Below are 25208 nucleotides of genomic sequence, written 5' to 3'. Positions count from 1 at the left end.
TTTAATACAAATTTGAGAGCATTTATTAAATAAGCAATGTTATTGTGAAATATAAAAACGCATTTGCAGAGATTCCTACTCTATTCCTGCCCCCGCGATTCTTAAATTAGATTCTTAGTTAGATCCTTACACATTCCCTTTGACAAAAATATTAAATTTTTAAGCAAAGATAATCATTTTAATTTAATATATCTAAATATATTGATATATTAATTATTTTATATTATACTGCATTATATTCATTCTAAATACAAAGGATATTCTATGATTTCACACCAAATTCTTAATGCCTTACAAAACTTTGTAATACTCTTTGCAGAACTCTCGCTTTTATTTATCAGTATAGATATGCTTGTGGGATTCCTTAATGCACGTTATGCAAACACTATCAAAGCATTTAACCTAAATTATTCAAGCTACCTAAAAGCCATTGTTTTGGGAGCTATCACGCCATTTTGCTCTTGTTCTACCATTCCATTTTTTCAAGCCCTCCTGCGCAATGGAGTACATTTGAGTGTGAGCTTCGCGTATCTTTTAAGTTCTCCACTTCTTAATCCCATTATCCTTGCAATGCTCCTAATTAGCTTTGGAATCACCCTTACAATGGCATATACAATCTTTGTAGTGGTGGCAGTTTTTTTACTCTCGCTTGCTTTGAAAAATTGCAATTCCACACTTTTGCTTAAGGGTGAATTTTTCCAAAAAGAAAGTGCAATGTCTTGTTGCTGGGCAAAAAGCACCAATGCACCAAGTCCTATTAAGATTTTAAAAACTCAAAATTGTTATACGCAAAGTCAAGATTTGAAAATATCTTTTAAATCCACGCTCAATGCAAGTCTTAAGCAATACAAAAAACTTCTACCCTATCTTGTGGTAGGTGTGTTTATTGGAGTTTTGATTCACGATTTCATCCCGCAGGGAAACTTAGAATCTCTACTGCAAAATTTTCATTATTTTGGCATAATCCTTGCTGCCCTTGTTGGAATCTTGCTTTATATCCGCATAGAAACCATTATTCCTATTGGGCTTGGGTTTATCAATGCTGGAGTGCCACTAGGTGTGATAATGAGTTTTTTAATCGCCGGTGGGGGCTGCTCTTTGCCGGAATTGATTTTGCTAAAGTCAATGTTTAAATTACACCTACTTTTTATATTTGTCGCAATGGTATTAGCAATTGCCATTGGGATTGGATTTTTGGTTGTGTTACTAGGCTTATAAATTGTATAATATCTTTAAATTTTAAAGGCTATTAAATGCAAAATATAGATGATTTTTTAAGGGCAAAACTTTGTAGTGCCTTGACAATTTAGAGGTGGAGGAGTGCTATTAGGGCAAGAATCCCCTATTCCATCTCCATTGGTATCTACCAAATCCCTTATGCTTTTAGGGTGGCAATTCCCACCTTTATTGATAGCAGAATATCCACTAGGACAAGTGTATTCATAGTAGTTATAATCCTCATATAAAAATCCACTAGAACAAGTTTGACCCCATTGTGGAGTTACATTAGCACAAGAAATACCCTCACCTATAATTCTAAAGATAGCATACCAACTTCCTCCATCCCAAGTTGAAAAAAACATTCTTATAAAATTGCGTCCATTTCTTAAATGCCCACGCAATTCTAATCTATTCAATGCCTCTGCAATTGCTCCATTATATCTAGCAGTTTCCCAAAATCTCCCATTAGAATTATAAGGAACATAAAGTAATCCTTGTTTATCCCTTTGAGAATCTGTAATAGCTCTATTTGGCGGATAAAGAATTGCCCAATCATCAGCTCCAAAAGCAGTAGCCTTAAAAGAAGTGATGGTTCTAATATCGTTAATATTAAACTTTATATCTACAAACCCTGAATACCAATAAATTCTACCTGTGCTATAGGTTATATCAATATACCTTTTCTGCATTTTTGCTTTAATTTTTCTTACCCCACCATTTTATTATTAGTTCCACTATTACTAATATTAATAGTTCCTTGTTGAGTCCAGCTTTGAGCTGCACTTAAAGGAGTAGTATTTAAAACACTTATTACACTTAAACTTAAAAATAAAGTAGAGCTTGGTAAGTTAGGGATCAAAGAGAAGTTATTAGATTCATTTTTCAATGGATTAAGAATATTTACTTTAATAAAATTAAATATATTATAATATATATTTATAATAAATTTATTTAAATTAAAGAATGTAAATTTAAAATATTCTTGTAAAGTAAGAAGTTTAGGGATTAATTGATTAAAGATTAAGGTTTTAAGATTAGAGTGAAATTGGATTCTATAATAGAATCTAAAAGCTTAGGGTTTAAAAGTTTGAGGGTTTTAGAATTTGTTTTTATAGAATGTAGAGTTTTAGTTCTTAGGAGAGTTTGTAAAGGGTGGGATTTATTTTGCCCACCCCCTAATATTTATTAGTAGATTCATTAGGTATCCTTTGTGCTGTTTGTGATTGGATTATGGCATAATTTAAAAGATTTATTATCGCTACTTTAAAAATTCAAGCTCTCCATTTTAGTTAGGATTCCTATAACTATTAATCCTAATATCCCTGCAAAAAATCCTGCGAGTAAATCATCCCCCATTACCCCCAAGCCCCCTTTGATATTTTTATCTGCTTTGCCTATAATGGATGGCTTCCATATATCAAAAATCCTAAAGAAAATAAAAGATAATACAATCCCAAGTGTGGTATTGCCAATTATAGCAATACTTACCCAAACGCCCGCAAGTTCATCAATTACAATTTCTTTTCTATCGTGTTCTAATCCTTCCTTTTCATAATGGTCGATGATTTTAATACCAAGTGCAGAAATTAAGAGGGCAGAGAGCAAAAGTGTAGTGTGCGAGAAGGAAGCGATATAATAAGCAAAGGGTATTGCGACTAAAGTCCCGATAGTTCCAGGTGCTTTGGGGGATAAACCGCTAAAACATAGCGTAAGATACATTTTAGCTAAGAAATCTTTTGGATTTTTAAAAGTTAGAAAAAAACTTTTTTCTTGCATAAAAATTCCTAATTTAAAGATGTGTTTGGTAAAGTTCGATAAGTTTTAAATAAAAATCTTCTTCACTTTGCTCTTGCAAGATACCATTTTTTGAAAACATTGTTTGGTATTGTTTAATAATGTGTTGAAAACGTTTAGGAAAAAGGTGGCTAAGGATTTTTGCTGATACTTCTTTTCGCACTAAAATAGTAGGAGGGATTAATCCTGCTTTTAAAATGCTTTGGATGAAATTAGAGGAATAATTAATATGGTGGTGTTTCCCGTGTGGGCAGGTTTTGGTGCTAATAATTGTGTTGCATTGGTTGCAATAAACAAATTCGCTAAGGAGTTTTACTTTGATTTTAATGTTTTTGGTGGTATCAAAAATAGAATGGATTTTTTGGTGGTCATAGTAAATAGCTAGATTGGGATAATTTTCCCCAATAACTATTCTCTCACAACCTAGATTTTGAGAGAGGATAGCATCTAGGATAATCCCGTGTGCTCCAGCAAAAAGATAGATGTTATCTAAAGGAAAAATCATAATTTTGCCCTTTGGTAAGAAGTTTTCAATCACATATTCTAAACATTCTTTGCGGATTTGAAAATCTAGTAAATCTTCATTTTGTTTGCGCAGCAAGAGCAGGATTAATAATTGGTTTTTATCTAAAATAAGTCGGAATATATGTTCGTGAATCCTTGTAATAGGGGAGGCGTCTAATACCATTGAAGTAATGCTTTGTGCTTTTGCGTTTTTTTTGAATTGTAGGATTTTGTCTTTTGCAATTCTATTATCAAAGCAATTATTTGCGAGTGAAGTTATAATGCTGTATTCTCCACAAATGGCATAATTACCTAATCGACGATAAATATCTTGTGCTTTTTGCGAGTAAATATCTCCACTCATAATCTTTAAAAGTCTTTCTTTTTTATCAATAAAAAAGCTTGAATTCACCTTTAGTGTCCCATAGACTTGGTTGTTATAGACTAAGTCTAATACTTCCCCTTTAGTAGCGGTTTTGATAATCTCTTCATTGCGTTTTCCTGCGGGTGCTAGAATGAAAGAGAAAGGGAAGCTTTGGTTGTTATAAAGTCCGGTTTTATCTACCTCTAGCATTTTTGCTTCATCCATTAAATGCGTTACTGGATAAAGTAGCCCCTCTTGGCATAAAAGGAGGGCAAAAATAGCTTCTTTGTCGATAAATAGAGATTTATTTTTTCTTTGCAATTCCATATTTTTTTCTTTTCTCCCATAGACTTTTTCTGGACATTCCAAGCTTTTTGCTAAGCTCTGTATCAGGATATTTATCTTCAAATTTTAAAATCGTTGTTTTGACGTATTCATCGACACTCAAAATATCTTCTTCGAGATTTTCAGTGATACTTTTGGTGCTGATTTCATAAACATTGCTAAAACTATCTTCAATTTCTTCGCCTAAGTAAGAAAGCATTGCGGGAGTATTTTTTAATTTTTTTAAAAATTCCTCTCTTTTTTCTTTTGTAAGTGTTTCAAAGCCAATGATGTAGTTAAGCTGTTGCCTAGAAGTATTTTTTAGATAATCTTGGAATTTGGGGTTTTTGTAAAAAGAATGGAAGTTAATGGATAGTTTTTTTATAATAGCGTAATTAATCACATGAGCATCAATAATCTTTTGGGAAATGCTTTTGATGATGAGAGGAAAGGAAACTATTGTATTAATAGAATGGTTTGGGTTGATTAAGGAACTGCAAAAATAATCTTTATAGAATAAAATTTCTTTTTGTAATTGTTTGTAATGTGTGAAATGTTTGATTTTTCTAACAAGTTCATCAATCATAAAGGGTTTTACAATATAGTCACTCGCTCCAGCTTGCAGGGGAAATGTAACGGTATCATCGTTAATATAGGGAATCATTAAAATAACAATGGAGTTTTTAAATTTTTCAATGAGTGGATAGAAATCCTCTCCTGCGATATTTGTAGATAATAAAACAATATCTACTAGTTGGATATTAAAGGCTTCTTTGATGTTGGATACATTTTCGCAGTCAAATCCTAAATGATTGAGTTTTGTAGCGATGCTTTGTGCTAAGTAAATTTCATTTTCTATAATTAAAATTTTCATTGTTGTTCCTCATTTGTTTTATTGTGCCATTGGAAGTAGGTTAAAACCACATTAGAATGCACCAAAATCCCCTCTTGCCTACCGATAAAACCAAGCTTTTCTGTTGTTGTGGCTTTTACATTTACACAAAATAGGGGAATCCCTAAGAGTTTAGCAATGTTTTTTTCTATGGCTTGTTTGTAGGGAGATATTTTGGGTTTTTGTGCAAATATCGTAATATCTACTTGTTGGATTGTATAGCCAACATTTAGGGTAAAATTCGTAATTTGTTCTAAGAGTTTTGCAGAATCTGCATTTTTATAGGTTTCATCATTATCAGGAAACCACTCCCCAATATCTCCAGCACCAATTCCCCCTAGTATGGCATCGCTTAAAGCGTGCAAACATACATCCCCATCACTATGGGCGATGAGCTTAAATTCACAAGGGATGAAGACTCCTCCTAGTAAAATTCCTTCTCCTTTTTTGAGAGCGTGAATATCACTACCACAACCAATAAGGGTTTTCTTGTCAGGTGGGGGCAATGAAAGGCTTGATAGATCTTCTAAAGAGGTTAATTTTCTTGATTGTAGTGAGCCTAGCACAAATCCTACTTTTCCACCATTTGCATAAATAGCACTGCTTTCATCGGTGTAAGTGTGATTTCCTAAGGCATTTTTTAGAATCTTTGTTTTGCTTAGTTGGGGGGTTTGAATGATTTTTATTTGCTCCCTTTGGAGATATTCTAAGCCATCCTTATCATAGGCAATAGTATCATTAATGGGGATATAAGGGACAACACAATCATAGTTATTAGCTTCTAATAGGATTGTATCAAATATGCTTCTGGGGATACTACAACGTGCAACATCACTTACTAAAACAAATTCTTCATCTACTTGTGATAGGGCGTTTTTAAGAGATTCTTGCCGTGTCTCTCCACCCGTTGTGAGTAGGAAGTCTAATCCAAAAGAGTCTAAATACCGCTGCATATATTTCTTTTCACATTCTTTTGCACTAATAAGGACTTTGTTAAAGGGGTAATAACTGCTAATTTCTTGAGCTACTTTTAGCCATAAGGGGAGTTCTCCTATGCGTAACCATTGTTTTTTAGGAATCTTTTTTGTTTGGAAGCGACTGCTATCTCCTGCACTTAATACAATCAATGTAATTTTATGCAAATATAACCCCTTTTTTGCTTTGTTGTGATTATATTATAAATAAGCTTTGATACTTCTTGAATAGATTGTAAAGCTAAAGTTGTGGTATAGGGTTATTGCCTTATTGCATTGGCAATTAATTCTAAAGGGTGTTTAAAGGGAATATCAACCTTTTCTTGATAGAGTGCATTGCTTAGTTGCATTCTGCAAGCACTGCATTCTGCACTTACATACATTGCTTGTGTTTTATCTATCATTTTGGCTTTTTTGCTCCCTACTTTACTAGCAAGTTCAAAACGTTCAGTTTGCATAGTAACTCCGCCAAAACCGCAACACATATTAGAATCTTCCATTTCTATTAAAGTATAGTTTTGTGCTAAAAGATCTCTTGGTTCTTTCCATATTCCTAATACTTTTCTAGCGTGGCAAGGGTCGTGATAGGTTAAAGTGGGCTTATGGGTAGTTTGGAGATTGCTTAAGTATTCTTTAAGATGAGTAGCATTTGCTAGGTATTGTGTCGCCATATGAATTTTTGGCAAGATTTTTTGGATTCTTTGTTTAAATTCTGGGTTGTTTTTCATAAACTTTTCCCAATCTTCTATTACCATCGCCGCACAAGTTGCTTCTGGGATTAAAATCGCATCTACTTCATCAATAAAGGTTTCGAAATATTCTACATTGTGTTTGATAAGCCTATCCACACTTTCAAAATCCCCTGTGAAATATGCCGGTGCTCCACAGCATTGTTGTGCCTTTGGAATCATCGCATTAATCCCTAATTTTTCTAAAATATAAAGTAGCGATTCACCAATTTCTTTGTAGTTGTAATTCCCCAAACAACCAATAAAAATTGCTACCTTTTTTTTACTTTTTGAATCAAAAGTTAAGTGTTCTTTATGGGTGTTTAAAAAGCTTTTTTTATAAGTTTTAGCAAAGATTCTATTTTTTATAAGAGGCAGTTTAAAGCGGGGAATTATAGAGCTTTTATCGGGGCTTTCTTTGAAAAGTAGGGGAGTGAAAAATGCGATAATTTTAAAACTAAAATCCATAATTTTGCGGTGCTTTAGGAGATAAAAAAATATGCGTTTAAACCAGCTAATTCCGTACTTCTGCATAAGCTCATAGCGGATATTTTCAATGAGTGTATCTGTAGGCAGAGAGATTGGGCATACGCTAACGCAAGTCGTGCATAAAAAGCATTTTTCAAAAATTTCTTTTGCGTTTTTATCAAGGGGAATTTCTTTCCTTTGGTAAGCACCTAATAGGTCAATAAAGCCTCTAGGGGAAGTTGCTTCATCGCCATTAATAGCAAAAATCGTGCAATCTGGAAGACATTTTCCACATTTAACGCAAGCATCACTTGTTGCTAGATAGTTATAATTTTCAAAATGTGCCATTTTTATCCTAAATTGTTTTGCTAAAAACTTTTTGTCCTTGCGCGATTTTTTTTAGGTAAATATCAAAAACCATCGCGATATTACGGATTAATAAAGTTCCCATCTCACTAACTAGAATTTCATCACTCTTAAGAGTAATGAATCCTGCTTCATTCAAGGGCTTTAGATTTTCTAATTCTTCTTTAAAATAGTCTTTAAAATTAATAGAAAAGTCTTTTTGGATTTGTGTAAAATTGAGTTTAAAATTACTCATTAACTGCATAATCACTTTTTTTCTAATTTTATCATCTAGGCTAAGCTTAATGCCTCTGCAAAAGGGTAGTTTCCCCTTTTGTAGAGATTCTTGATAAAGAGGCATTTCTTTGTAGTTTTGGGCATAATAATTCTCTCCCTCTCCAATAGAGGTTAAGCCAATGCCTATAGTTTGTGTCCCACCTTTTGTGCTGTAACCTTGAAAGTTTCGCCTTAATTCACCTTTTTGTATAGATTGAAAAAGTTCATCATCTGCTTTGGCAAAATGGTCCATTCCAATCATTTTATATCCTGCTTCTTGCAGGTAGGTAATGGTGTATTCTAGAATCTTTAGCTTTTCTTCGGGATTAGGTAAGGTAGTTTCATCGATTTTTCGCATAGTTTTTTTTAGCCAAGGCACGTGGGCGTAGTTAAAAATAGCAAAACGTTCAGGGTTTAAACTTATGCAAGATTTGAGGGTTTGTTTAAAGGTTTCTAAGTTTTGATAAGGTAGTCCATAGATTAAATCAAAATTAATTGAGGGGATGTCAAAATCTCTTGCAATTTCGATAGCCTTTTGCACTTGGGTAAAGGGTTGGTATCTATGGATAGCCGCTTGCACTTCTTGATTAAAATCTTGCACTCCAAAGCTTAGTCGGTTAAAACCTCCATTTTTTAGCACTTGCATTTGTTCTGTAGTGAAATATCTAGGGTCAATCTCACAGGCAATTTCTGCTTCTTTATCGAAGTTTGGGAAAGTGTTTTTTAAAAGATTAATAATGATTTCTAGCTCTTTTGCGTTAAAAAAAGTTGGTGTTCCCCCTCCAAAATGGAGTTGATAAACGATTTTTGTAGTATCCATTGAATCTTTTAAGATTTCTAGCTCTTTTTGGAGGTTTTTTATATAAAGTTGTTTATTTTCTTCTTTGCTTGTATAAATAACATTGCAACCACAAAAATAACAAGCGGTGCGGCAAAAAGGGAGATGAATATATAAAGAGAGGGGGCTTTTATCCTCTCTTAAGTCTTTGAGGTAAGAATCTAAAGTATAAGATTCATTAAATTCTATAGCGGTTGGGTAGCTTGTATAGCGGGGACCGGGTTTAGAATAAGTGGCAAACTTTTTAAAGTCTATGGTAGGTTGCATTAGTTATATTCTTATGTTATTCATAGAATTATTTAAATCAAAATTTACAAATAAATAGGGATAACGTTTTTTGATATTTTGGATAATCTTTTTGGGGTCTTTTTTGTAATTTTTGATTTCTTTTAAGGCAATGCACCAAACATCATCAAAATCAATAGGCATACTCTTGTAGATTTCTTGCTCTAATTTAAAGAGGTATTTATCCTCTTCTAACTTTTTTGCAGATTCCATAAGGGCTTTAACAATTTTTGTAGAGAGTAGGTAATATTCTTCATTATTGTTATCTTTGAGACAATAGGCTAAAGAATCCTTGGGGAAGTCTTGAAGAGATTCTGGTAAATCAGAGACATATTTGTGAGTTTGTGTAATTGCTTGTTTAAGTTTTTGGTAGCAATTTGTTTCTTTGTGTTGTATTAACGATTTTGATGTAGCCAAACCATAACTCCTTTTTGTATATGTAAGCGATTTTCTGCTTCTAAAAAAACTTTACTCTGTGTGCCTTCTAAAACTTCTTGCGTAACTTCTTCTCCTCGATAGGCGGGTAAGCAGTGCAAAAAGATAGAATCTTGTTTTGCTAGGGATAAAAGTGCTTTATCTACACAATAGCCTTTAAATGCTTTTTTTCGCATTTCTTTGTCTTTTTCTTGTCCCATAGAAGTCCAAGTATCTGTGGTAACAACATCTGCATTTAAAATTGCTTCTTTAGGGTCTTGCATTATTAATAGCTTTGAGCCAGAAATTTTAGCGAATGCTTGGGCTTGTTGCAGAATTTTTGGTGAAACTTGGTAATTTTTAGGGGAGGCGATTCTTAATTCAAACCCAAGTTTTGCAGCAAGCATTAACCAAGAATGTGCCATATTATTCCCATCTCCGATATATGCTACTATAGGGTTTTTATCTTTATGGCATTCTTGCATTGTGAAAAAGTCTGCGAGTAATTGCATAGGGTGAAAGTCATCGGTTAAGCCATTAATTACAGGCACACTAGAGTATTGTGCGAATTCTTCTAGGCTTGAATGTTTAAAGGTTCGCATCATTATCATATCTACCATAGATGAGAGCACTCTAGCGGTATCTTTAAGGGGTTCCCCACGACTAAGTTGTATATCATTATTTGATAAAAAGATTCCTTTACCCCCTAGTTGGTGGATACCCACTTCAAAGCTTACACGAGTTCTTGTGGAGCTTTTTTCAAAAATCATTCCTAAGGTTTTATTTTCTAAAAGATTGCTATATTGACCATCTTTTAGCTCTTTTTTGAGCTTTTTAGCGATTTGTAAAATTTCTAAAATTTCTTCTTTGCTAAAATCCGCTAAAGTTAGAAAATGTCTCATTGATTGCCTTGCAAAAATCTAAAATTTCTAGTGTTTTTAAGATTAAAAAAAATATTTTACAATATGATAACTAAAAATATTTTAATTTGTAGAAATAGTAGGAAAAAGTATGCACGAATTTTCAGTAGTCTCCTCATTGCTTGAGAATTGTGAGCAAATTGCTAAAGATAATCAAGCCAGTAAGGTGTTAGCTATCCATTTAGAAATTGGGGAGAGGAGTGGAGTAAATGCGGATTTATTAAAAAGAGCATTTTTGGATTTTAAGATTGGGAGCATTTGTGAAGATGCTGAATTGTTTATTAGATTGGTTAAAGTGAAGCTATTTTGTGAGAATTGTAAGCAAAGTAGTCAAGCTGTAGGGATAAATTATACACAATGCCCTTTGTGTGGTTCTTCATCAGTTGCAATAATAGAGGGCAATGAAATGCTTTTATTGCGTTTAGAGATGGAATAAATCGCGTTGCCTAATGCCTTCATAAAGAACAATCCCTACACTTGTCGCAAGATTTAAACTTCTTGCATTATTTTGCATAGGAATAGTGAGTGTTTGTTTGGGGTATTGAGCGAGTAAAGAGGGATTTAATCCAGCATCTTCTCTCCCAAAATGTAAATATGCACCATTTTTTAAGTCTGCTTTATAGTAAGCTAAGGTGCTTTTGGTAGTGAGGTAAAAATGCTCTAAGGCAATAGCGGAGTTTAGAAAAGATTTAAAATTATCCCACTCATAAAATTCTAAATCTTTCCAATAATCCATTCCAGCCCTTTTGAGTTCCTTTGCAGAAATTTTGAAACCTAAGGGGTGAATAAGGTGCAAAATAGAATTGCTTGCAAAGCAAAGCCTTCCTATATTTCCTGTGTTTTGAGGTATTCTTGGCTGATGGAGGACGATATGGAATTGCATTTATCCTTCAATATTAAGGGGAGGTTTTGTGAGGGTTTTTGTTAATGGCTTAGAATCTGTCTTTGAGTTTTGGGGTTTTGATAGGGATTTATTATTGGTTTGTGAAGTTTTTTCTTCTCTAGGTTTTAATAGGACATCTTTGGGATAAAGTTTTTCACCTCTAATGAGGGCTTTAAAAAGTAGCGCAATGGCTTTTGAGTTTTTTTTAAAAAGTCGGTTTAGATGGTTAGTTATCACTGTATTTTGAATATTTTGTATATTGTTTTGTTGGTTTGGCATAATCCCTCCAAGAGGAGAAATTGTAACATAAAATCACATTTGTTTATTGGCTAATTCCATTCTTACTTCTTTGCGTTTAATAGCGTTTTTATGTCGCCTTTTTTCTTCATCGGTTTGCGGGATGAATTCTGGAACCTTAGCAGGTTTGCCCTCTTCATCAACACATACCATTGTAAAGTAGGCACTATTAGTATGAGTATTAGAATGATTATAAACATCTTCAGCAATAACCTTAATGCCTATTTCTAAAGAACTAGTGCCGGTGTAATTTACCGATGCGTTAAAGGTTACAAGATTGCCTACAGCTATGGGTTGTTTAAAGGTAATACTATCAACAGATAGTGTAACTGCATATTTGCCACAATATCTAGCCGCACAAGCATAAGCAACTTGATCCATAAGCTTCATAATATCTCCACCATGAACCCTTCCGCGGAAGTTTGCCATACTAGGGGTCATTAAGATAGACATTGATAGGGATTTTTTATCAAGAATATTCATTTCTTCCATATTTAAGCCTTTATGATATTGGTGTATTTTAAGGAGATTTTACAATTATTTTTAATACTTTTTGTAAAAAAGTATTATTTTATTTAAACTTTTGTCATAAGAGGTTGCATATTCTACACATTTTAAGAAGTTGCTATGCCTTTAAAGTATTCTTGTGTTAAGATTTTAATAAAGTTTTAGAGGAATTTAATGAAAGTAGTTATTACAGGTGGTGGGACAGGAGGACATTTAAGCGTTGCAAAAGCTTTTTTAGAAGAATGTTTTAAAAATGGCTTAGAATGTATTTTTATAGGGAGTAATGCAGGACAGGATAGAATCTATTTTGAAAATAATCCTTATTTTATTCAAAAATACTTTTTAAAGACTTGTGGGGTTGTTAATCAAAAAGGAATAGGTAAAATAAGGTCTCTTTGGCATCACTTTAGTGCTTTTTATGAGGTTTTAGGAATATTAAGGAAAGAAAAGATTGATTTTGTCTTTTCTGTGGGAGGATATTCTGCAGCACCTGCAGCATTTGCTGCTATTGTTTTGAAAATCCCTTTAATCATTCATGAACAAAATGCAAAAATTGGACGATTAAATACTCTTTTAAAGCCTTATGCAAAACTTTTTTTCTCCTCTTATTTGGATACTTCGCCTACTAAATTTTATCCTATTAATCAAGCATTTTTTCAAACCGCTAGAATAAGGCATAGGGTGATAAATGTTTTATTTATGGGAGGGTCGCAAGGAGCTAGAACGATTAATAACTTTGCTTTAAGTGTGGCAGAGGATATGAAAGCTAGAGGAATAAGGATTTATCATCAATGTGGTAAAAGAGATTTTGAACGAGTATATAAGGAATATCAATCCCTTAAACTAAAATTAATGGTTTTTGAGGATGGGGATAATTTAGAGGGTGATTTTGATATATGTTTGTTTAAGTTTAGCCAACAAATGCCAAAGATTTTTAGAATCTGTGATTTTGCACTCTCAAGAGCAGGTGCTAGTTCATTGTGGGAGTTATGTGCTAATGGGTTGCCCTCTTTGTTTGTCCCTTATCCTTATGCGGCTAGTAATCATCAATATTTTAATGCAAAATTTTTAGAAAATAAGAATTTAGGGTTTTTATGTGAAGAAAAAAATTTATTTGATGAAGTATTATGGGATATTTTGGGGTATTTAGAAGAAGAGAAAATAAGCCAAATAAGTAAAGAATTGCAACAACAATGTTCCAGTAATGCTACAGAAAATATCTTACAAATAATTTTAAAGAATATCTAGGCGAGATGAAGGAGAAATTTAAAACCTGTTATCATCATTTTTACCCCCATTGCCATAATAAAAACTAAGACAATTCTTGAAAAGACTTGTAAGATGAGTTTTCCAATAATGTGTTCAATGGTTGTAGCATAATGGAATAAAATCAGCATAAAAATAAAAGCTACTATGATGGCAAAGATAGTAATAACTAAACCACTTTCTTCAGCAATTACCGTAATAGTAGAGAGTGTCCCAGGGCCAACTAACATAGGAAAAGCCATAGGGACAACACTTCGATTAAGTAATTCGTTTTTACTTAAATTTTGGTAATGGGAAAATTCTTCTTCTTTTTTGGGCATAATAAGGCTTTTAAGGCTAATTATGATTAACAATAAGCCACCAGCAATTCGTAAGTGATTAATATCGACTTTAAAAAGATAAGTCATAATAAAAGAACCAGAAAATAAAAAAACCATAACAATAACAAAGGCTGTATAGAGTATTTTTCTAAAAAGATCTTTTCTAGTATTAAGTGCTAATCCCTCTGTCATATCAAGAAATTGTGGGAGATTTCCAAAAGGGTTTAAAACCGCTATAATAGCAATGGTAGCGAGGAGTATGAAGTAAAGTTCGGATTGAATCTCAACTAACATAATTTATTCCTTATTTTAAGGATTAGAATATAATTGTAACATTTTTGTTAAAAATTTTTATCGCGAATTCTTAAAAAAATAGGAAATTTTGGTAGCTTATTTGCTGTGAAGCCAAAGTATCTGTAAGTAATAATGGAGTGAAGAGGAGGGGGAGATTTTCGCTCTTTATTGCTAAAGCCTGAACCAATCTTGAAGGTTTTATAAGCACCATCAATAAATGCTTGACAGAGAATGGCACCTAATTGTCCTTTAAACTTCCCTTTGCCCTGCGTATAACCTATAACTTCACATTCGTTATCTTCATAGGCTTTGTATTTATAAGCGATATTGGAGTTAATATTATCCCGCAAAATTAATCCTTCACCATTTCTTGCTAAAATTTCTTGAAAATAAGATTGTAAATGCTCTTGGTTTTGGATAGGAATTTGTGGAATTATTTTTATTTGCGGCGTGAAATGAGATTTTAAATATTCCTCTAAAATCCCTAAACGTTCTTTTAGGTTACATTTTTCACAAATATTAGGCACATCAAAGACATAATAAGTAATTTGTTTCCACTCTTTTAAGGTAGATTTAGAATTACGAATAATACTTGAAGTCTCTTCAAAAGCATTATAAGATAGCCATAATTCTCCATCTAGACTAAATGGCGGAAAGTTCTCTAGCCATTCTTTAGGGGGATTTATGGGATAATTATTTTTGCTAATGAGAGTTTTTCCATCCCAAATTCCACGAATCCCATCAAGTTTTTCGCTCATAAGGGAGGTTGGAGTTATTACAAAGGAGTCTTTTGAATAGGTCTTAAAAGTTAAAGATTCCCCATATAAGGAATCTAAACCTAAAAATACTAGTAATAAAAGAAATATTTTATACAAGACCTTGCTCAATCATCGCATTAGCAACTTTTCTAAAGCCTGCAATATTAGCTCCTAATACTAAATTGGTAGGGTCTTTAAATTCTTTTGCAGCTTCACTTGCACTTGTATAGATATGTTTCATAATATTATGAAGCTTTTTATCCACCTCTTCAAAATTCCAAGCAGTCATAGAGGCATTTTGACTCATTTCTAAACCACTTGTTGCTACTCCACCAGCATTAGCAGCTTTACCCGGACCATAACAGATTTTTGCATCAATGAATTTATGGACAGCTTCAATAGTTGATGGCATATTCGCACCCTCACTAACACATTTACATCCGTTTTTGAGCAGATTTTCAGCGTCTTTTGCGTTAAGTTCATTTTGTGTAGCACTTGGGAATGCAGCAAATGCTGGAATCCCCCAAAGAGGATTATAATCTTTTGGATAGTCTTTTATACCTGTCCATTTTGCACTTTTTTTTGTTTTTGCGTAGGTTTCAAGACTTTCTCGCTTAACTTCTTTAATCTCTTTAAGAAGGGCTAAATCAATGCCATTTGCATCATAAATCATACCTTTTGAATCACTAATAGTTACAGGTTTTGCCCCTAATTGTTGGAGTTTCTCAATGGTATAGATAGCCACATTTCCACTTCCTGAAACTAAGCAAGTTTTGCCCTCTAAAGTCCCAAATTTGCTGTGCTTTAACATTTCCTCTGCAAAATACACGCTTCCATAGCCTGTTGCTTCTGTCCTTACTAAGCTTCCACCCCAAAGTAAAGATTTACCGGTTAAAACACCATCATAACGATTAGTAAGTTTTTTATACTGCCCAAAGAGATAGCCAATTTCTCTTCCGCCAACACCAATATCTCCTGCTGGAACATCTGTATGTGCCCCGATATGGCGATAAAGCTCATTCATAAAGGCTTGACAGAATCGCATAACTTCTCTATCACTTTTGCCTTTAGGGTCAAAATCACTTCCGCCTTTTCCTCCTCCCATTGCTAAACCTGTTAGAGAGTTTTTGAAAATTTGTTCAAAACCTAGAAATTTAATAATCCCCTCTGTAACACTAGGATGAAATCTTAAACCACCTTTATAAGGTCCTAAAAGTGAACTAAATTCTATTCGGTATCCTCTATTAACTTGAATCTCTCCTTTATCATCTTCCCATGTTATTCTAAAATTTAGTTGTCTTTCTGGAATCACTATTCTTTCTAAAACTTTGAACTTCTCGTATTTTTTATCCTTTTTTAAAGCAGGTTCTATGGACTCTAAAACTTCTCTGACTGCTTGATGAAACTCTATTTGGTCAGGATAGAGTTTTTGTACTTTTTGAATGATATTTTGCACATAAGACATAATTGCTCCTTTTTTAGCCGAAATTTTATGGTCAAAATTCTATTAAAACTTTATTTAATATAAGCTTATAAAACTAATTTTTTTTTTAAGCTATATTTTATAATTAGTATTTTTGTGTAAGAATTAGCAGAATTATTGTGAAGTTATTGATAGCATTGTGCTAATTTTTAAAAATAGTGGGGGGGGGGGTTAAAAGATGAGGGTTAAAGCACTCTAATTTTTATATTAATTAAAGAATTAAAATATTTTAATTCTTCTTATTTAATGGAGATTAAAGTATGGGAATATGTTATTATTTTATGCACTAAAGCCTTAAGGAAGGAAGTTAGAATTAAATATTATGAAAATTATAGAATTGTTAAAAAATAGCAGTTGTGAGGAAATTGAAGTTTTTTGTCAAAATAGATTTAGAGAGAATCTGATATTCTTTCAGCAAGAAAACTCTGCTATTTTTGAAGCTTTGCAAAAACCCTCTAAAGAATATCAACTTTATATTGGTAAAGAAGGGGTAAATATAATTAATCTCCAAAATAATGCTTGGCTCTATCCTTTAGAAGATGGACAATCTACTATGCTTACAATTCACGAAAATTTAGCCTTTGAACCTCCTATTAATGATAAATGGAATCGTGTTTGTGGGAATAAAATGTCAATGATGGATGAAAGATTCCCTTATAGTTCTATTTGGGTCAATGGGATTTTAAATTTTGCTCTTAATAATGGGGGCATTGAGCATTATCATTTGCCAAGTAACTTTCTGCCTAATCTTAGCCTTTTTGGGCTAGGTGGTGGAATCTTTTTGCAAATTTTGGTGGAGAAGTATCAAAAAATTAATAATTTTTTTATTTTTGAAGAATCTTTAGATTTATTCCGCATTTCTTGTTTTTTTGTGGAGTTTGCTTTATTATTTAGCAAGGTAGAGCGTAAGGGGGGATATATTTTTATAGAAAGCATTATGCAAAGAAATTATGCTTTGAATTTTTTTGCTTCTCGTAGGATTAGCACGGCTATTATGAGGTTTGAGCTTGTGATGTATCAAACCCCCATTACACAAAGTGCTCGTGCTTTGGTTTATGAGTTACATTCGCAATCTCTTAGAGGTTGGGGAACTTATGAAGATGAGATGAAAGGGATTATTAATAAGAGAAGTTTTACTCTTAATCCTATGTTGATAGAACCTAAAAGGGTGAATGCTCCTATTTGTGTTGTCGCTACGGGTCCAAGCCTTGATTTTTTATTGCCCTTCATTAAAGAAAACCAAGGTAAAATGATTATTTTTAGTTGTGGGACAGCTTTGAAGCCTTTATTAAAAGCTGGTATCAAGCCAGATTTTCAAATAGAAATAGAAAGGCATGATTATTTAGATGGGATTTTAAGAGAAGCTCCTTTAGATAATATACCTTTACTTTGTGCTTCTGTGCTTGATAGAAAGGCTAAAGAGGTAGCAAAAGAAATTTATATGTTTGAACGTGATGGCTCTAGTGCGGCGAACCTTAATGAGCCAAGGTTTAAAGTGAAATTTACCGCTCCTTTAGTTGGTAATGCAGGTGCTGCTTTAGCAAGTTATTTAGGAAGTGATGTGATATTATGTGGGCTTGATTGTGGGTATAAAAAAGGGGTGAAAAAACACGCTGCAAATTCTTATTATGGAGAAGAGCAAGAAATAATACCAGAGGATGCTTATAGGGTTGATGGGAATTTTAGTAATGATATTTATTCAGACGCACTTTATTCACTCTCAAGAACTTCTTTAGAGGAGACTTTTAAGATATTAAAACCCTTTAGTATTTTAAATTTAAATGATGGGGCGTATATTAAAGGTGCCATTCCTACACATTTTGAAGATTTTGAATTAAGATCCATTAATAAAAAAGAAGCCATCTCTCAGTTAAAATCACTTTTTAAAGATCCTAAAGAAGAGCAATTTTATACAAAAGATACGCAAAAATATCTCTTTGAAATAATTGTTTTTAAAAACAAGATTTCTGATTTATTTAAAATAGAGGTTCATTCTAAAATTGATTTATTTTCTAAGGTAGATGCTATCTATGATGAAATATCTGCTATTGAACAAAAAAATGCGTTTATTGGGATTTTATTTGGAGGTTCTTTAAGTCATTTTCTTTATACTTTAGCTTTAGCGAGTATTCATTTACCTTATGATGATATGCAAAGTTTTTGGCAAAGAGCAGGAGAACTTTATGAGGAGGGAATGGAAAAAATGGTGGGAAATTTAAGGGAAATACTTGTAAAATGAAATTTGGAATGCTAATTGCTTCTTAAAATATATCTTAAATCAAAAGGATTAGAATGATCACAAAAAAAACAATTTCATTAGTTTTAGCAGGAATGCTTTTTGGTTCAAGTTTAGCAGTTGCTCAAACTACTACTTTAGTAGATAGTCCTCAAATAGCTTCTACAGCAGGTTATGGAACAAACTATACAATAACAAGTCCAGTGGGTAATACAGAATTTCAAGGAAATCATAGAAACTCAAATACTCCTGCTGTGCCTCTACAAGGTATTGAAGCGGGCGGAGATGATATAGTTATCCCCAATGCCCCAATGATTACTCCATCAAGTATTATTGAAATTAATGCTATTGGAATGGGTGTTGCTCCAGAATCTACATTATCTCCAGCACAAGCTTTGGCTTTGGCTAAAAGAGCTGCAATTGTAGATGCTTATAGGCAAATTGGGGAGAAAATGTATGGAATTAGAGTAAATGCTCAAGATACTGTGAGAGATATGGTGTTGAAAAACTCTACTGTTAAAACAAAAGTAATGGCGATTATTAGGAATGCTGAAATTATAGAAACTGTTTATAAAGATGGTTTATGTCAAGTAAGTATGGAATTAAAACTTGATGGAAAAAGATGGTATCGTATTTTAACAGGCGAAGAATTTTAACCATTCTTTTGTTCTCTTTTGGTTTTTTGATAGTTTTGGGTTGTGCAAAACATAGTCCAAAGCTACAACAAACCACTCCTAAAATTATTTTTTTCTCCACTAAAGATTTTCGATTCTATGATACAGGTTTTATTAAAGTATTGCCTAATGAGACAACCTTAGAAATTTTTAATACTGGGCATTTATTATTTTCTCTTTCAAGTTTTAAAAATAAGATTTGCCTTAATCAACAATGCTATGCCAAAGATACTATAATAAGAAAGCATTTTGGTGATGATTCCTTAAGAGGGTTAGATTTTGGGCTTCTTTTGCAGGGTAAAGAGATTTTTTTAGGAGAAAATAAGGTGCTTTTGGAGAATGGTTTTTATCAAACCATAAAAAGAGGAAATCTTGAAATTTATTATGAAGTCTCAAAAGAAGAAATATTCTTTGAAGAGAGAGAGAATAAATTTATTTTAAAAATAGAAAATTTAAAATGAAATTTTTGGGAGATTTAGAATCTTCCAAAATATCGAATAGCTCCGATTTTTTTATCAAGATTTTTTAATAATTGTAAGTTTTCTGCACTTAAGTTGGAAGTTTCTAATATATTTTTTGTTTGTTGAGGATTTAAACTGGGATTATATTTTTGTAAAATATCAAATCCCATTTTTTCCTCTTTAGTAATGATTCCATTGTTATACATCGCTTCTCCTAATTCCGATAAATTCTGATTAAAAGTAGCAGCAAAATTTTGTATTTTAGTCATTGCATTACTCTTTTCAAAGGAATCTTGAATTGTGCTTGGTGCATAGAGATTAGATTTATTGTTAAAAATATTAAATAGAGATTCTGTCTTGGTTGTTTCTTGTGCCTTGAAAGTAGAATTATTCTTTGGTGAATATTCAGAAATACTATCACTATTTGTGTTTTTGTTTTGATAAGCTTTATTTAATAAACCCCACATAGAGTTATTTTTATCATTAACATTCATTAATTATCCCTTGTTAATAAATATTCCCAATTAAACAAGCAAGAATTATTCCAAAAGCTAAATCCTCCCCCATTCTCTTAATTAACCAACAACATCTACTTAATACCTAACTATCTCTGTATCCCCTTTAATCTTTAATATTCACTTAATACTTACTCAACACCTAACTTAAATAAATACTTAATATCTCCTCTAATCTTTAATATCTACTTATTAATCTTTAACACCTAATATCTCCTTTAATCTCTACTCTTTGCTCTACATTAATACCTAACTATCTCTGTCCCCTTTAATCTTTAACACCCAAGACTTACTTAATCTTTAATCCACTTAATCCACTGACTTACTCATCTATCTACCTAATCTTAACCAAACAATCTTCTTTGAAATTCAATCAATCATTTATCTAAAACCTAATAGAACATTTATAACTCCTTTAATCCATTAATCCGCCCCTTAATCTCATATTAAGCTATTTTTACTATAATTTCACTTCCTTTTTTGCATTTTAAAAGGGTTCTTTGAAAATTCAGCTTGATTTAGGATATTAATAGAGATAAGTTCCTTAAACTTTTAATGAAGTTAAACTAGAATTAGTAACTTAACTATTTAAAAGGTTGTATTTAAATTAAAGTTAAAGCCTTAAGTTTTTAATATTTATTAAAGGCTTAAAGTTAAACATTTAAGTTTTTAATATTCAATAAAGAAGCTTAAGAAATACAATGAAGCATTCCCTACTTCTATTGATAAAAATAGAAAACTAAAGAGACATTATCCATCTTTTTAATAAGGTAATGCTCTATTATAAAGCTTTAGTATCTCTTTTAAGAATGAAAGCATTCCAAGATTTAGCCTTAAAGAAATTTCAATAACTCAAATAGATGTAAAAATGTTCTTTAATCTTTTAATGTATTACCACATTAAAGTTAAATGATCTTTGACAACTAAGCAGGAAATTCTTAAAGAAAGACATTTCTTATTGAATTTTCTAAAATCATAATAGAGAACTCATTTATTACTTTGGTGTTTTATAAGAGTTAAAGAGATTTAAGTATCTAATTGCAATAGCTATGGTTAGAATCTTATTAGCTAGTAATTACTAGCTATTATATTATTTTAATTTAGAGATAACCAATAAAGATTTCTTAACTTCTAATGCTTGTAAAACAAAAGTTTAAACAGAGATTTTGAGATTTTAGGACAAACTAATCCAAAGCTAAGAATCTACATTAAAGCTTTTAATTAAAGAAATTAATTAGATTCTTATTCTTAATTTTTAAGAAACTTCTTAAGTTAAACTTCAAGACTTCAAGAATACTTAAAAATCCTAAAGAGTTTTTCATTATCATTGATTATCATATCTTTAATCTTTCAATGAATAACACTTTTGTTAGAAGAGTTTATGTTTAATTTATGTTTAGTTTAAACTTTGATAGGGAGAGTGGCTTACTATGTATTTAGTTTGCCATACTCCTTATCCTTAGAAGTTTATATCCCAATTAATTAAAGAGATAAACTTCTAACTTTTTTGGAGAGTTTGATCCTGGCTCAGAGTGAACGCTGGCGGCGTGCCTAATACATGCAAGTCGAACGATGAAGCTTTTAGCTTGCTAGAAGTGGATTAGTGGCGCACGGGTGAGTAATGCATAGGTTATGTGCCTCATAGTCTAGGATAGCCATTGGAAACGATGATTAATACTGGATACTCCCTACGGGGGAAAGTTTTTCGCTATGAGATCAGCCTATGTCCTATCAGCTTGTTGGTGAGGTAATGGCTCACCAAGGCTATGACGGGTATCCGGCCTGAGAGGGTGAACGGACACACTGGAACTGAGACACGGTCCAGACTCCTACGGGAGGCAGCAGTAGGGAATATTGCTCAATGGGGGAAACCCTGAAGCAGCAACGCCGCGTGGAGGATGAAGGTTTTCGGATTGTAAACTCCTTTTGTTAGAGAAGATAATGACGGTATCTAACGAATAAGCACCGGCTAACTCCGTGCCAGCAGCCGCGGTAATACGGAGGGTGCAAGCGTTACTCGGAATCACTGGGCGTAAAGAGCGCGTAGGCGGAATAGCAAGTCAGATGTGAAATCCTATGGCTTAACCATAGAACTGCATTTGAAACTGTTATTCTAGAGTATGGGAGAGGTAGGTGGAATTCTTGGTGTAGGGGTAAAATCCGTAGAGATCAAGAGGAATACTCATTGCGAAGGCGACCTGCTAGAACATAACTGACGCTGATGCGCGAAAGCGTGGGGAGCAAACAGGATTAGATACCCTGGTAGTCCACGCCCTAAACGATGAATGCTAGTTGTTGCGGAGCTTGTCTCTGCAGTAATGCAGCTAACGCATTAAGCATTCCGCCTGGGGAGTACGGTCGCAAGATTAAAACTCAAAGGAATAGACGGGGACCCGCACAAGCGGTGGAGCATGTGGTTTAATTCGAAGATACGCGAAGAACCTTACCTAGGCTTGACATTGATAGAATCCTATAGAGATATGGGAGTGCCCTTTTAGGGAGCTTGAAAACAGGTGCTGCACGGCTGTCGTCAGCTCGTGTCGTGAGATGTTGGGTTAAGTCCCGCAACGAGCGCAACCCTCGTCCTTAGTTGCTAACTATTTGGTAGAGCACTCTAAGGAGACTGCCTCCGTAAGGAGGAGGAAGGTGAGGATGACGTCAAGTCATCATGGCCCTTACGCCTAGGGCTACACACGTGCTACAATGGGAAGTACAAAAAGATGCAATATTGTGAAATGGAGCAAATCTCAAAAACTTCTCTCAGTTCGGATTGTAGTCTGCAACTCGACTACATGAAGCTGGAATCGCTAGTAATCGCAAATCAGCAATGTTGCGGTGAATACGTTCCCGGGTCTTGTACTCACCGCCCGTCACACCATGGGAGTTGTATTCGCCTTAAGTCGGAATGCCAAACTGGCTACCGCCCACGGCGGATGCAGCGACTGGGGTGAAGTCGTAACAAGGTAACCGTAGGTGAACCTGCGGTTGGATCACCTCCTTTCAAGAGAATTAACTAAATATTTGTTTATTTAGTTTATGTTACATCTTTCTTTTTCCTGCTTAGTTGTCAGAGATTGTTTGGCTTTAAAAGTAGGGGCTTATAGCTCAGGTGGTTAGAGCGCACCCCTGATAAGGGTGAGGTCGGAGGTTCAAGTCCTCCTAAGCCCACCAAAAATTGTTCTTTTTGCGATAAAGCACTGATTCTTTATTGTTTTTTTGGTTATTACCTATTTGGTAACTCCTTTCAAAAACAATTCACAATCAGCACTTTCTCATCAAAAATAACCAATTTTAAATTATCAAACTATTAAGAGAAAGAATAGAAAAACTAGATTCTCATTTAATAGTCCTCTTGGGGAATTAGCTCAGCTGGGAGAGTGCCTGCTTTGCACGCAGGAGGTCAGCGGTTCGATCCCGCTATTCTCCACCAAAATATAGCATTGATGAAGTGAATGTAATCAAATAATAGAAAATCTAAAGATTCTTATGTAAGTGTTTAATAATATATCCTTTTATGTTATGCATAAAGTAGTATAAAAGTAAGATTAAGACTTAGAGATAAAGTAGAAAATAAAAGATTCTTTCTTTGTATGAGTTTTCTTTTTGGGTTAAATATTTACATTAAAATCTTAAAAATTTTAAGTAAAATGTGTTAAGAGTGTAACTCTCTTTAAGGAATATTAATATGAAATTTACCATACCTATCTTTTATTTGATTATAAAGATATAGGGGTAGATATTGTTACTTTGAAGTCTAAAATTGCTTCTTTTTATGGTGAATTCCAACCTGATTACTATTTGTTGCATAAGAGAAAAATTGACTTCTTATTCCAAAATAATTTATTAAAATCCAAAGATTACACAATAGATATTGCTTCTTTAGATTTGCCTAATGGGATCACTAAAACTTTAGATTCTTTTGTTTCTAGTAGAAAGCGTTTAATTTCGGAATATAGAATCAAAATTAAGGAAAAAGATATTAATATTCTAAGGATTCCAAGCCCCCCCTTTGTCCAAGTGAATGCAAATTCACTAGAAAATCAGATTACAGGCACTATGCAAGAAAGTTTAAAGAATTGCCTAATGAATTATTTGATGACAACCTTATTGAGATTAGTTTTAGTATTATTACTTTTGTCTATAAAGGAGAGTATTCCCCCATCTTTAAAGCATTTTATTTAGATGAATTAAATGATTTAAATGAAAGTGGAATTCTTTATAAAGTTTTAAAACTTTATAAAGAAAATAATATTAGTATATTTAGTGGTATCAGCTTTCAATAGAGATTATATTTTTGTGGATAAGAAATATTTTAATCAAGTATTAAGTTTAATTAAAGGATTGGAAAATTGATATTGCTTTTCTTTAAAGGTTTCTTGCTCTCCTTCTCTTTAATCGCTGCTATTGGTGCACAGAATGCTTTTATTATTAAACAGGGTATAAGTCAAAATCATATTTTTATAGTTAGTGGAATTTGCTTTTTGTGTGATGTTGTTTTAATGGGATTTGGAGTATTTGGAATAGGGGAATTTTTCGCAAAGAATCCTGTTATTAATCTAACTATCGCCATACTTGGGATTTTATTTATTCTTTATTATGGGTTTCTTTCTTTAAAATCTGCCTTTTTATCTCAATCAAGCTTTGAAATTTCTCAAGGAAATAAATTATCCCTTAAAAAAACAATTTTATTGACTTTAGCCGTTACACTTTTAAATCCCCATGTATATCTGGACACCGTTTTTGTAATAGGTGCTGCTGTATTAATGTTTAGCTTTGATGAAAAAATTATTTTTGCCTCTGGAGCATTAGTTGCATCTTTCTTATGGTTTTTTGGTTTGGGGTATGGTGCTTTGAAGTTAAGTCAGATTCTTATTAAAATGACTAAAACAATAGATATTCTTATAGCAATTATAATGTTTTTTATAGCTTTCTCACTTATCCGCTATGTTTCCCTTTCATCTTCTATTAAGCTTCCTATTGTATAATTTCACTTCCATTTTTTAAAACACCATCTTTGTATTTTCAAACTTTGTCTTTAAAAAATGATGTTCTTTGACAACTTATTGTTAAAGCCTATATTAAGTAATAACTACAATCACGCATAAAACTAAAGATTGTCTTAATGGATTTACATTCATTAAGGCAGTGGCGTTAAGAATAATCATTA

At 32.9% G+C, this 25208-nt stretch carries 24 protein-coding genes, 2 tRNA genes, 1 rRNA gene and 1 pseudogene; 11 read left to right on the top strand and 17 right to left on the bottom strand.

Features of this window, described 5'->3' with window-relative positions; translation table 11 throughout:
- Nucleotides 1-264: 264 nt before the first annotated feature.
- Nucleotides 265-1218, top strand: a complete 954-nt coding sequence (locus CDV25_RS04730) for a permease (RefSeq protein ID WP_108910980.1) — start codon at nucleotides 265-267, stop codon at nucleotides 1216-1218.
- 56 nt (nucleotides 1219-1274) lie between these two features.
- Here the strand turns inward: CDV25_RS04730 and CDV25_RS04725 are convergent, their stop codons facing one another.
- The 10 genes from CDV25_RS04725 to argF form a co-directional block, all read right to left on the bottom strand.
- On the bottom strand, nucleotides 1275-1910 hold the full coding sequence (locus CDV25_RS04725) for a hypothetical protein (protein ID WP_108910979.1): 636 nt from the start codon (nucleotides 1908-1910) through the stop codon (nucleotides 1275-1277).
- Nucleotides 1911-1927: 17 nt separating this feature from the next.
- A complete protein-coding gene (locus CDV25_RS04720) occupies nucleotides 1928-2107 on the bottom strand; it encodes a hypothetical protein (RefSeq protein WP_108910978.1) in 180 nt (59 codons plus the stop codon).
- 377 nt (nucleotides 2108-2484) lie between these two features.
- Nucleotides 2485-2997, bottom strand: a complete 513-nt coding sequence (locus CDV25_RS04715) for a phosphatidylglycerophosphatase A family protein (RefSeq protein WP_108910977.1) — start codon at nucleotides 2995-2997, stop codon at nucleotides 2485-2487.
- A 13-nt stretch (nucleotides 2998-3010) separates the two neighbouring features.
- Nucleotides 3011-4210: a sulfate adenylyltransferase gene (locus tag CDV25_RS04710; protein WP_108910976.1), complete on the bottom strand. Its 1200-nt coding sequence runs from the start codon at nucleotides 4208-4210 to the stop codon at nucleotides 3011-3013.
- A complete protein-coding gene (locus CDV25_RS04705; protein ID WP_108910975.1) occupies nucleotides 4188-5081 on the bottom strand; it encodes a response regulator in 894 nt (297 codons plus the stop codon). Before CDV25_RS04705 ends, CDV25_RS04710 begins: the two co-directional genes overlap by 23 nt.
- The gene (locus CDV25_RS04700) at nucleotides 5078-6241 is read right to left on the bottom strand and encodes a bifunctional 2-C-methyl-D-erythritol 4-phosphate cytidylyltransferase/2-C-methyl-D-erythritol 2,4-cyclodiphosphate synthase (RefSeq protein ID WP_108910974.1); all 1164 of its coding nucleotides are present in this window, start codon (nucleotides 6239-6241) and stop codon (nucleotides 5078-5080) included. Before CDV25_RS04700 ends, CDV25_RS04705 begins: the two co-directional genes overlap by 4 nt.
- Before the next feature lie 92 nt (nucleotides 6242-6333).
- Nucleotides 6334-7617 (bottom strand): (Fe-S)-binding protein, encoded by a 1284-nt coding sequence (locus tag CDV25_RS04695; RefSeq protein ID WP_108910973.1) that lies wholly within the window; start codon nucleotides 7615-7617, stop codon nucleotides 6334-6336.
- Nucleotides 7618-7624: 7 nt separating this feature from the next.
- A complete protein-coding gene (gene hemN / locus CDV25_RS04690) occupies nucleotides 7625-8995 on the bottom strand; it encodes an oxygen-independent coproporphyrinogen III oxidase (protein ID WP_108910972.1) in 1371 nt (456 codons plus the stop codon).
- Nucleotides 8996-8998: 3 nt separating this feature from the next.
- Nucleotides 8999-9430, bottom strand: coding sequence for a DUF2603 domain-containing protein (locus CDV25_RS04685; RefSeq protein ID WP_108910971.1), 432 nt, complete (start codon nucleotides 9428-9430; stop codon nucleotides 8999-9001).
- Entirely contained in the window at nucleotides 9409-10329 is a 921-nt protein-coding gene (argF, locus tag CDV25_RS04680) for an ornithine carbamoyltransferase (RefSeq protein ID WP_034554400.1), read from the bottom strand. Before argF ends, CDV25_RS04685 begins: the two co-directional genes overlap by 22 nt.
- 109 nt (nucleotides 10330-10438) lie before the next feature.
- Between argF and hypA the strand changes: the two genes are divergently transcribed.
- Nucleotides 10439-10783: a hydrogenase/urease nickel incorporation protein HypA gene (hypA, locus tag CDV25_RS04675; protein WP_108910970.1), complete on the top strand. Its 345-nt coding sequence runs from the start codon at nucleotides 10439-10441 to the stop codon at nucleotides 10781-10783.
- Here the strand turns inward: hypA and CDV25_RS04670 are convergent.
- From CDV25_RS04670 to CDV25_RS04660, 3 genes are read right to left on the bottom strand one after another with little or no spacing between them, the layout of a single operon-like run.
- Nucleotides 10769-11230 carry a tRNA (cytidine(34)-2'-O)-methyltransferase gene (locus CDV25_RS04670; RefSeq protein WP_108910969.1) on the bottom strand — a complete coding sequence of 154 codons (462 nt, stop codon included), beginning with the start codon at nucleotides 11228-11230 and terminating at the stop codon, nucleotides 10769-10771. The genes hypA and CDV25_RS04670 overlap by 15 nt on opposite strands.
- Nucleotides 11231-11509 carry a hypothetical protein gene (locus CDV25_RS04665; RefSeq protein WP_108910968.1) on the bottom strand — a complete coding sequence of 93 codons (279 nt, stop codon included), beginning with the start codon at nucleotides 11507-11509 and terminating at the stop codon, nucleotides 11231-11233.
- 33 nt (nucleotides 11510-11542) lie between these two features.
- The gene (locus tag CDV25_RS04660) at nucleotides 11543-12019 is read right to left on the bottom strand and encodes an acyl-CoA thioesterase (RefSeq protein WP_034554394.1); all 477 of its coding nucleotides are present in this window, start codon (nucleotides 12017-12019) and stop codon (nucleotides 11543-11545) included.
- A gap of 189 nt (nucleotides 12020-12208) precedes the next feature.
- Between CDV25_RS04660 and CDV25_RS04655 the strand changes: the two genes are divergently transcribed.
- A complete protein-coding gene (locus CDV25_RS04655; RefSeq protein ID WP_108910967.1) occupies nucleotides 12209-13282 on the top strand; it encodes a UDP-N-acetylglucosamine--N-acetylmuramyl-(pentapeptide) pyrophosphoryl-undecaprenol N-acetylglucosamine transferase in 1074 nt (357 codons plus the stop codon).
- On the opposite strand, the gene CDV25_RS04650 is transcribed toward CDV25_RS04655, so the two are convergent.
- Genes CDV25_RS04650 through gdhA form a run of 3 tightly spaced genes read right to left on the bottom strand, consistent with a single transcriptional unit; the run spans nucleotide 13279 to nucleotide 16137 of the window.
- A complete protein-coding gene (locus tag CDV25_RS04650; RefSeq protein ID WP_108910966.1) occupies nucleotides 13279-13914 on the bottom strand; it encodes a MarC family protein in 636 nt (211 codons plus the stop codon). The genes CDV25_RS04655 and CDV25_RS04650 overlap by 4 nt on opposite strands.
- Nucleotides 13915-13961: 47 nt before the next feature.
- Nucleotides 13962-14789, bottom strand: coding sequence for a DNA ligase (locus tag CDV25_RS04645; protein ID WP_239056426.1), 828 nt, complete (start codon nucleotides 14787-14789; stop codon nucleotides 13962-13964).
- Nucleotides 14782-16137, bottom strand: coding sequence for an NADP-specific glutamate dehydrogenase (gene gdhA, locus CDV25_RS04640; protein ID WP_108910965.1), 1356 nt, complete (start codon nucleotides 16135-16137; stop codon nucleotides 14782-14784). Before gdhA ends, CDV25_RS04645 begins: the two co-directional genes overlap by 8 nt.
- Nucleotides 16138-16477: 340 nt before the next feature.
- Between gdhA and CDV25_RS04635 the strand changes: the two genes are divergently transcribed.
- The 3 genes and pseudogenes from CDV25_RS04635 to CDV25_RS04625 all read left to right on the top strand — a co-directional run bounded on the left by CDV25_RS04635 (nucleotide 16478) and on the right by CDV25_RS04625 (nucleotide 19526).
- Nucleotides 16478-18394: a motility associated factor glycosyltransferase family protein gene (locus tag CDV25_RS04635; RefSeq protein WP_108910964.1), complete on the top strand. Its 1917-nt coding sequence runs from the start codon at nucleotides 16478-16480 to the stop codon at nucleotides 18392-18394.
- 176 nt (nucleotides 18395-18570) lie between these two features.
- Nucleotides 18571-19047 (top strand): annotated as a pseudogene (locus tag CDV25_RS10830) (LPP20 family lipoprotein); the annotation flags it as partial.
- Nucleotides 19014-19526: a hypothetical protein gene (locus CDV25_RS04625; RefSeq protein WP_108910962.1), complete on the top strand. Its 513-nt coding sequence runs from the start codon at nucleotides 19014-19016 to the stop codon at nucleotides 19524-19526. The pseudogene CDV25_RS10830 and the gene CDV25_RS04625, both read left to right, overlap by 34 nt.
- Nucleotides 19527-19540: 14 nt before the next feature.
- On the opposite strand, the gene CDV25_RS04620 is transcribed toward CDV25_RS04625, so the two are convergent.
- On the bottom strand, nucleotides 19541-20020 hold the full coding sequence (locus tag CDV25_RS04620) for a hypothetical protein (protein WP_108910961.1): 480 nt from the start codon (nucleotides 20018-20020) through the stop codon (nucleotides 19541-19543).
- Between the two features lie 1525 nt (nucleotides 20021-21545).
- Here CDV25_RS04620 and CDV25_RS04615 point away from each other — a divergent pair.
- The 5 genes from CDV25_RS04615 to CDV25_RS04595 all read left to right on the top strand — a co-directional run bounded on the left by CDV25_RS04615 (nucleotide 21546) and on the right by CDV25_RS04595 (nucleotide 25026).
- A 16S ribosomal RNA gene (locus CDV25_RS04615) occupies nucleotides 21546-23042 on the top strand.
- Between the two features lie 93 nt (nucleotides 23043-23135).
- Nucleotides 23136-23212: transfer RNA gene (locus CDV25_RS04610), tRNA-Ile, on the top strand.
- 183 nt (nucleotides 23213-23395) lie between these two features.
- Nucleotides 23396-23471, top strand: a tRNA-Ala gene (locus CDV25_RS04605).
- Nucleotides 23472-23788: 317 nt separating this feature from the next.
- Nucleotides 23789-24223 (top strand): hypothetical protein, encoded by a 435-nt coding sequence (locus tag CDV25_RS04600; RefSeq protein ID WP_108910960.1) that lies wholly within the window; start codon nucleotides 23789-23791, stop codon nucleotides 24221-24223.
- A 167-nt stretch (nucleotides 24224-24390) separates the two neighbouring features.
- Complete coding sequence (locus CDV25_RS04595; protein WP_108910959.1) at nucleotides 24391-25026, top strand: LysE/ArgO family amino acid transporter; 636 nt, start codon at nucleotides 24391-24393, stop codon at nucleotides 25024-25026.
- The last annotated feature ends 182 nt before the right edge of the window (nucleotides 25027-25208 follow it).

The organism is Helicobacter apodemus, from assembly GCF_003097575.1.
Classification (GTDB): Bacteria; Campylobacterota; Campylobacteria; order Campylobacterales; family Helicobacteraceae; genus Helicobacter_D; species Helicobacter_D apodemus.
The sequence above is the reverse complement of the archived record's forward strand: the minus strand, read 5'-3'. Positions and strand labels throughout refer to the sequence as shown.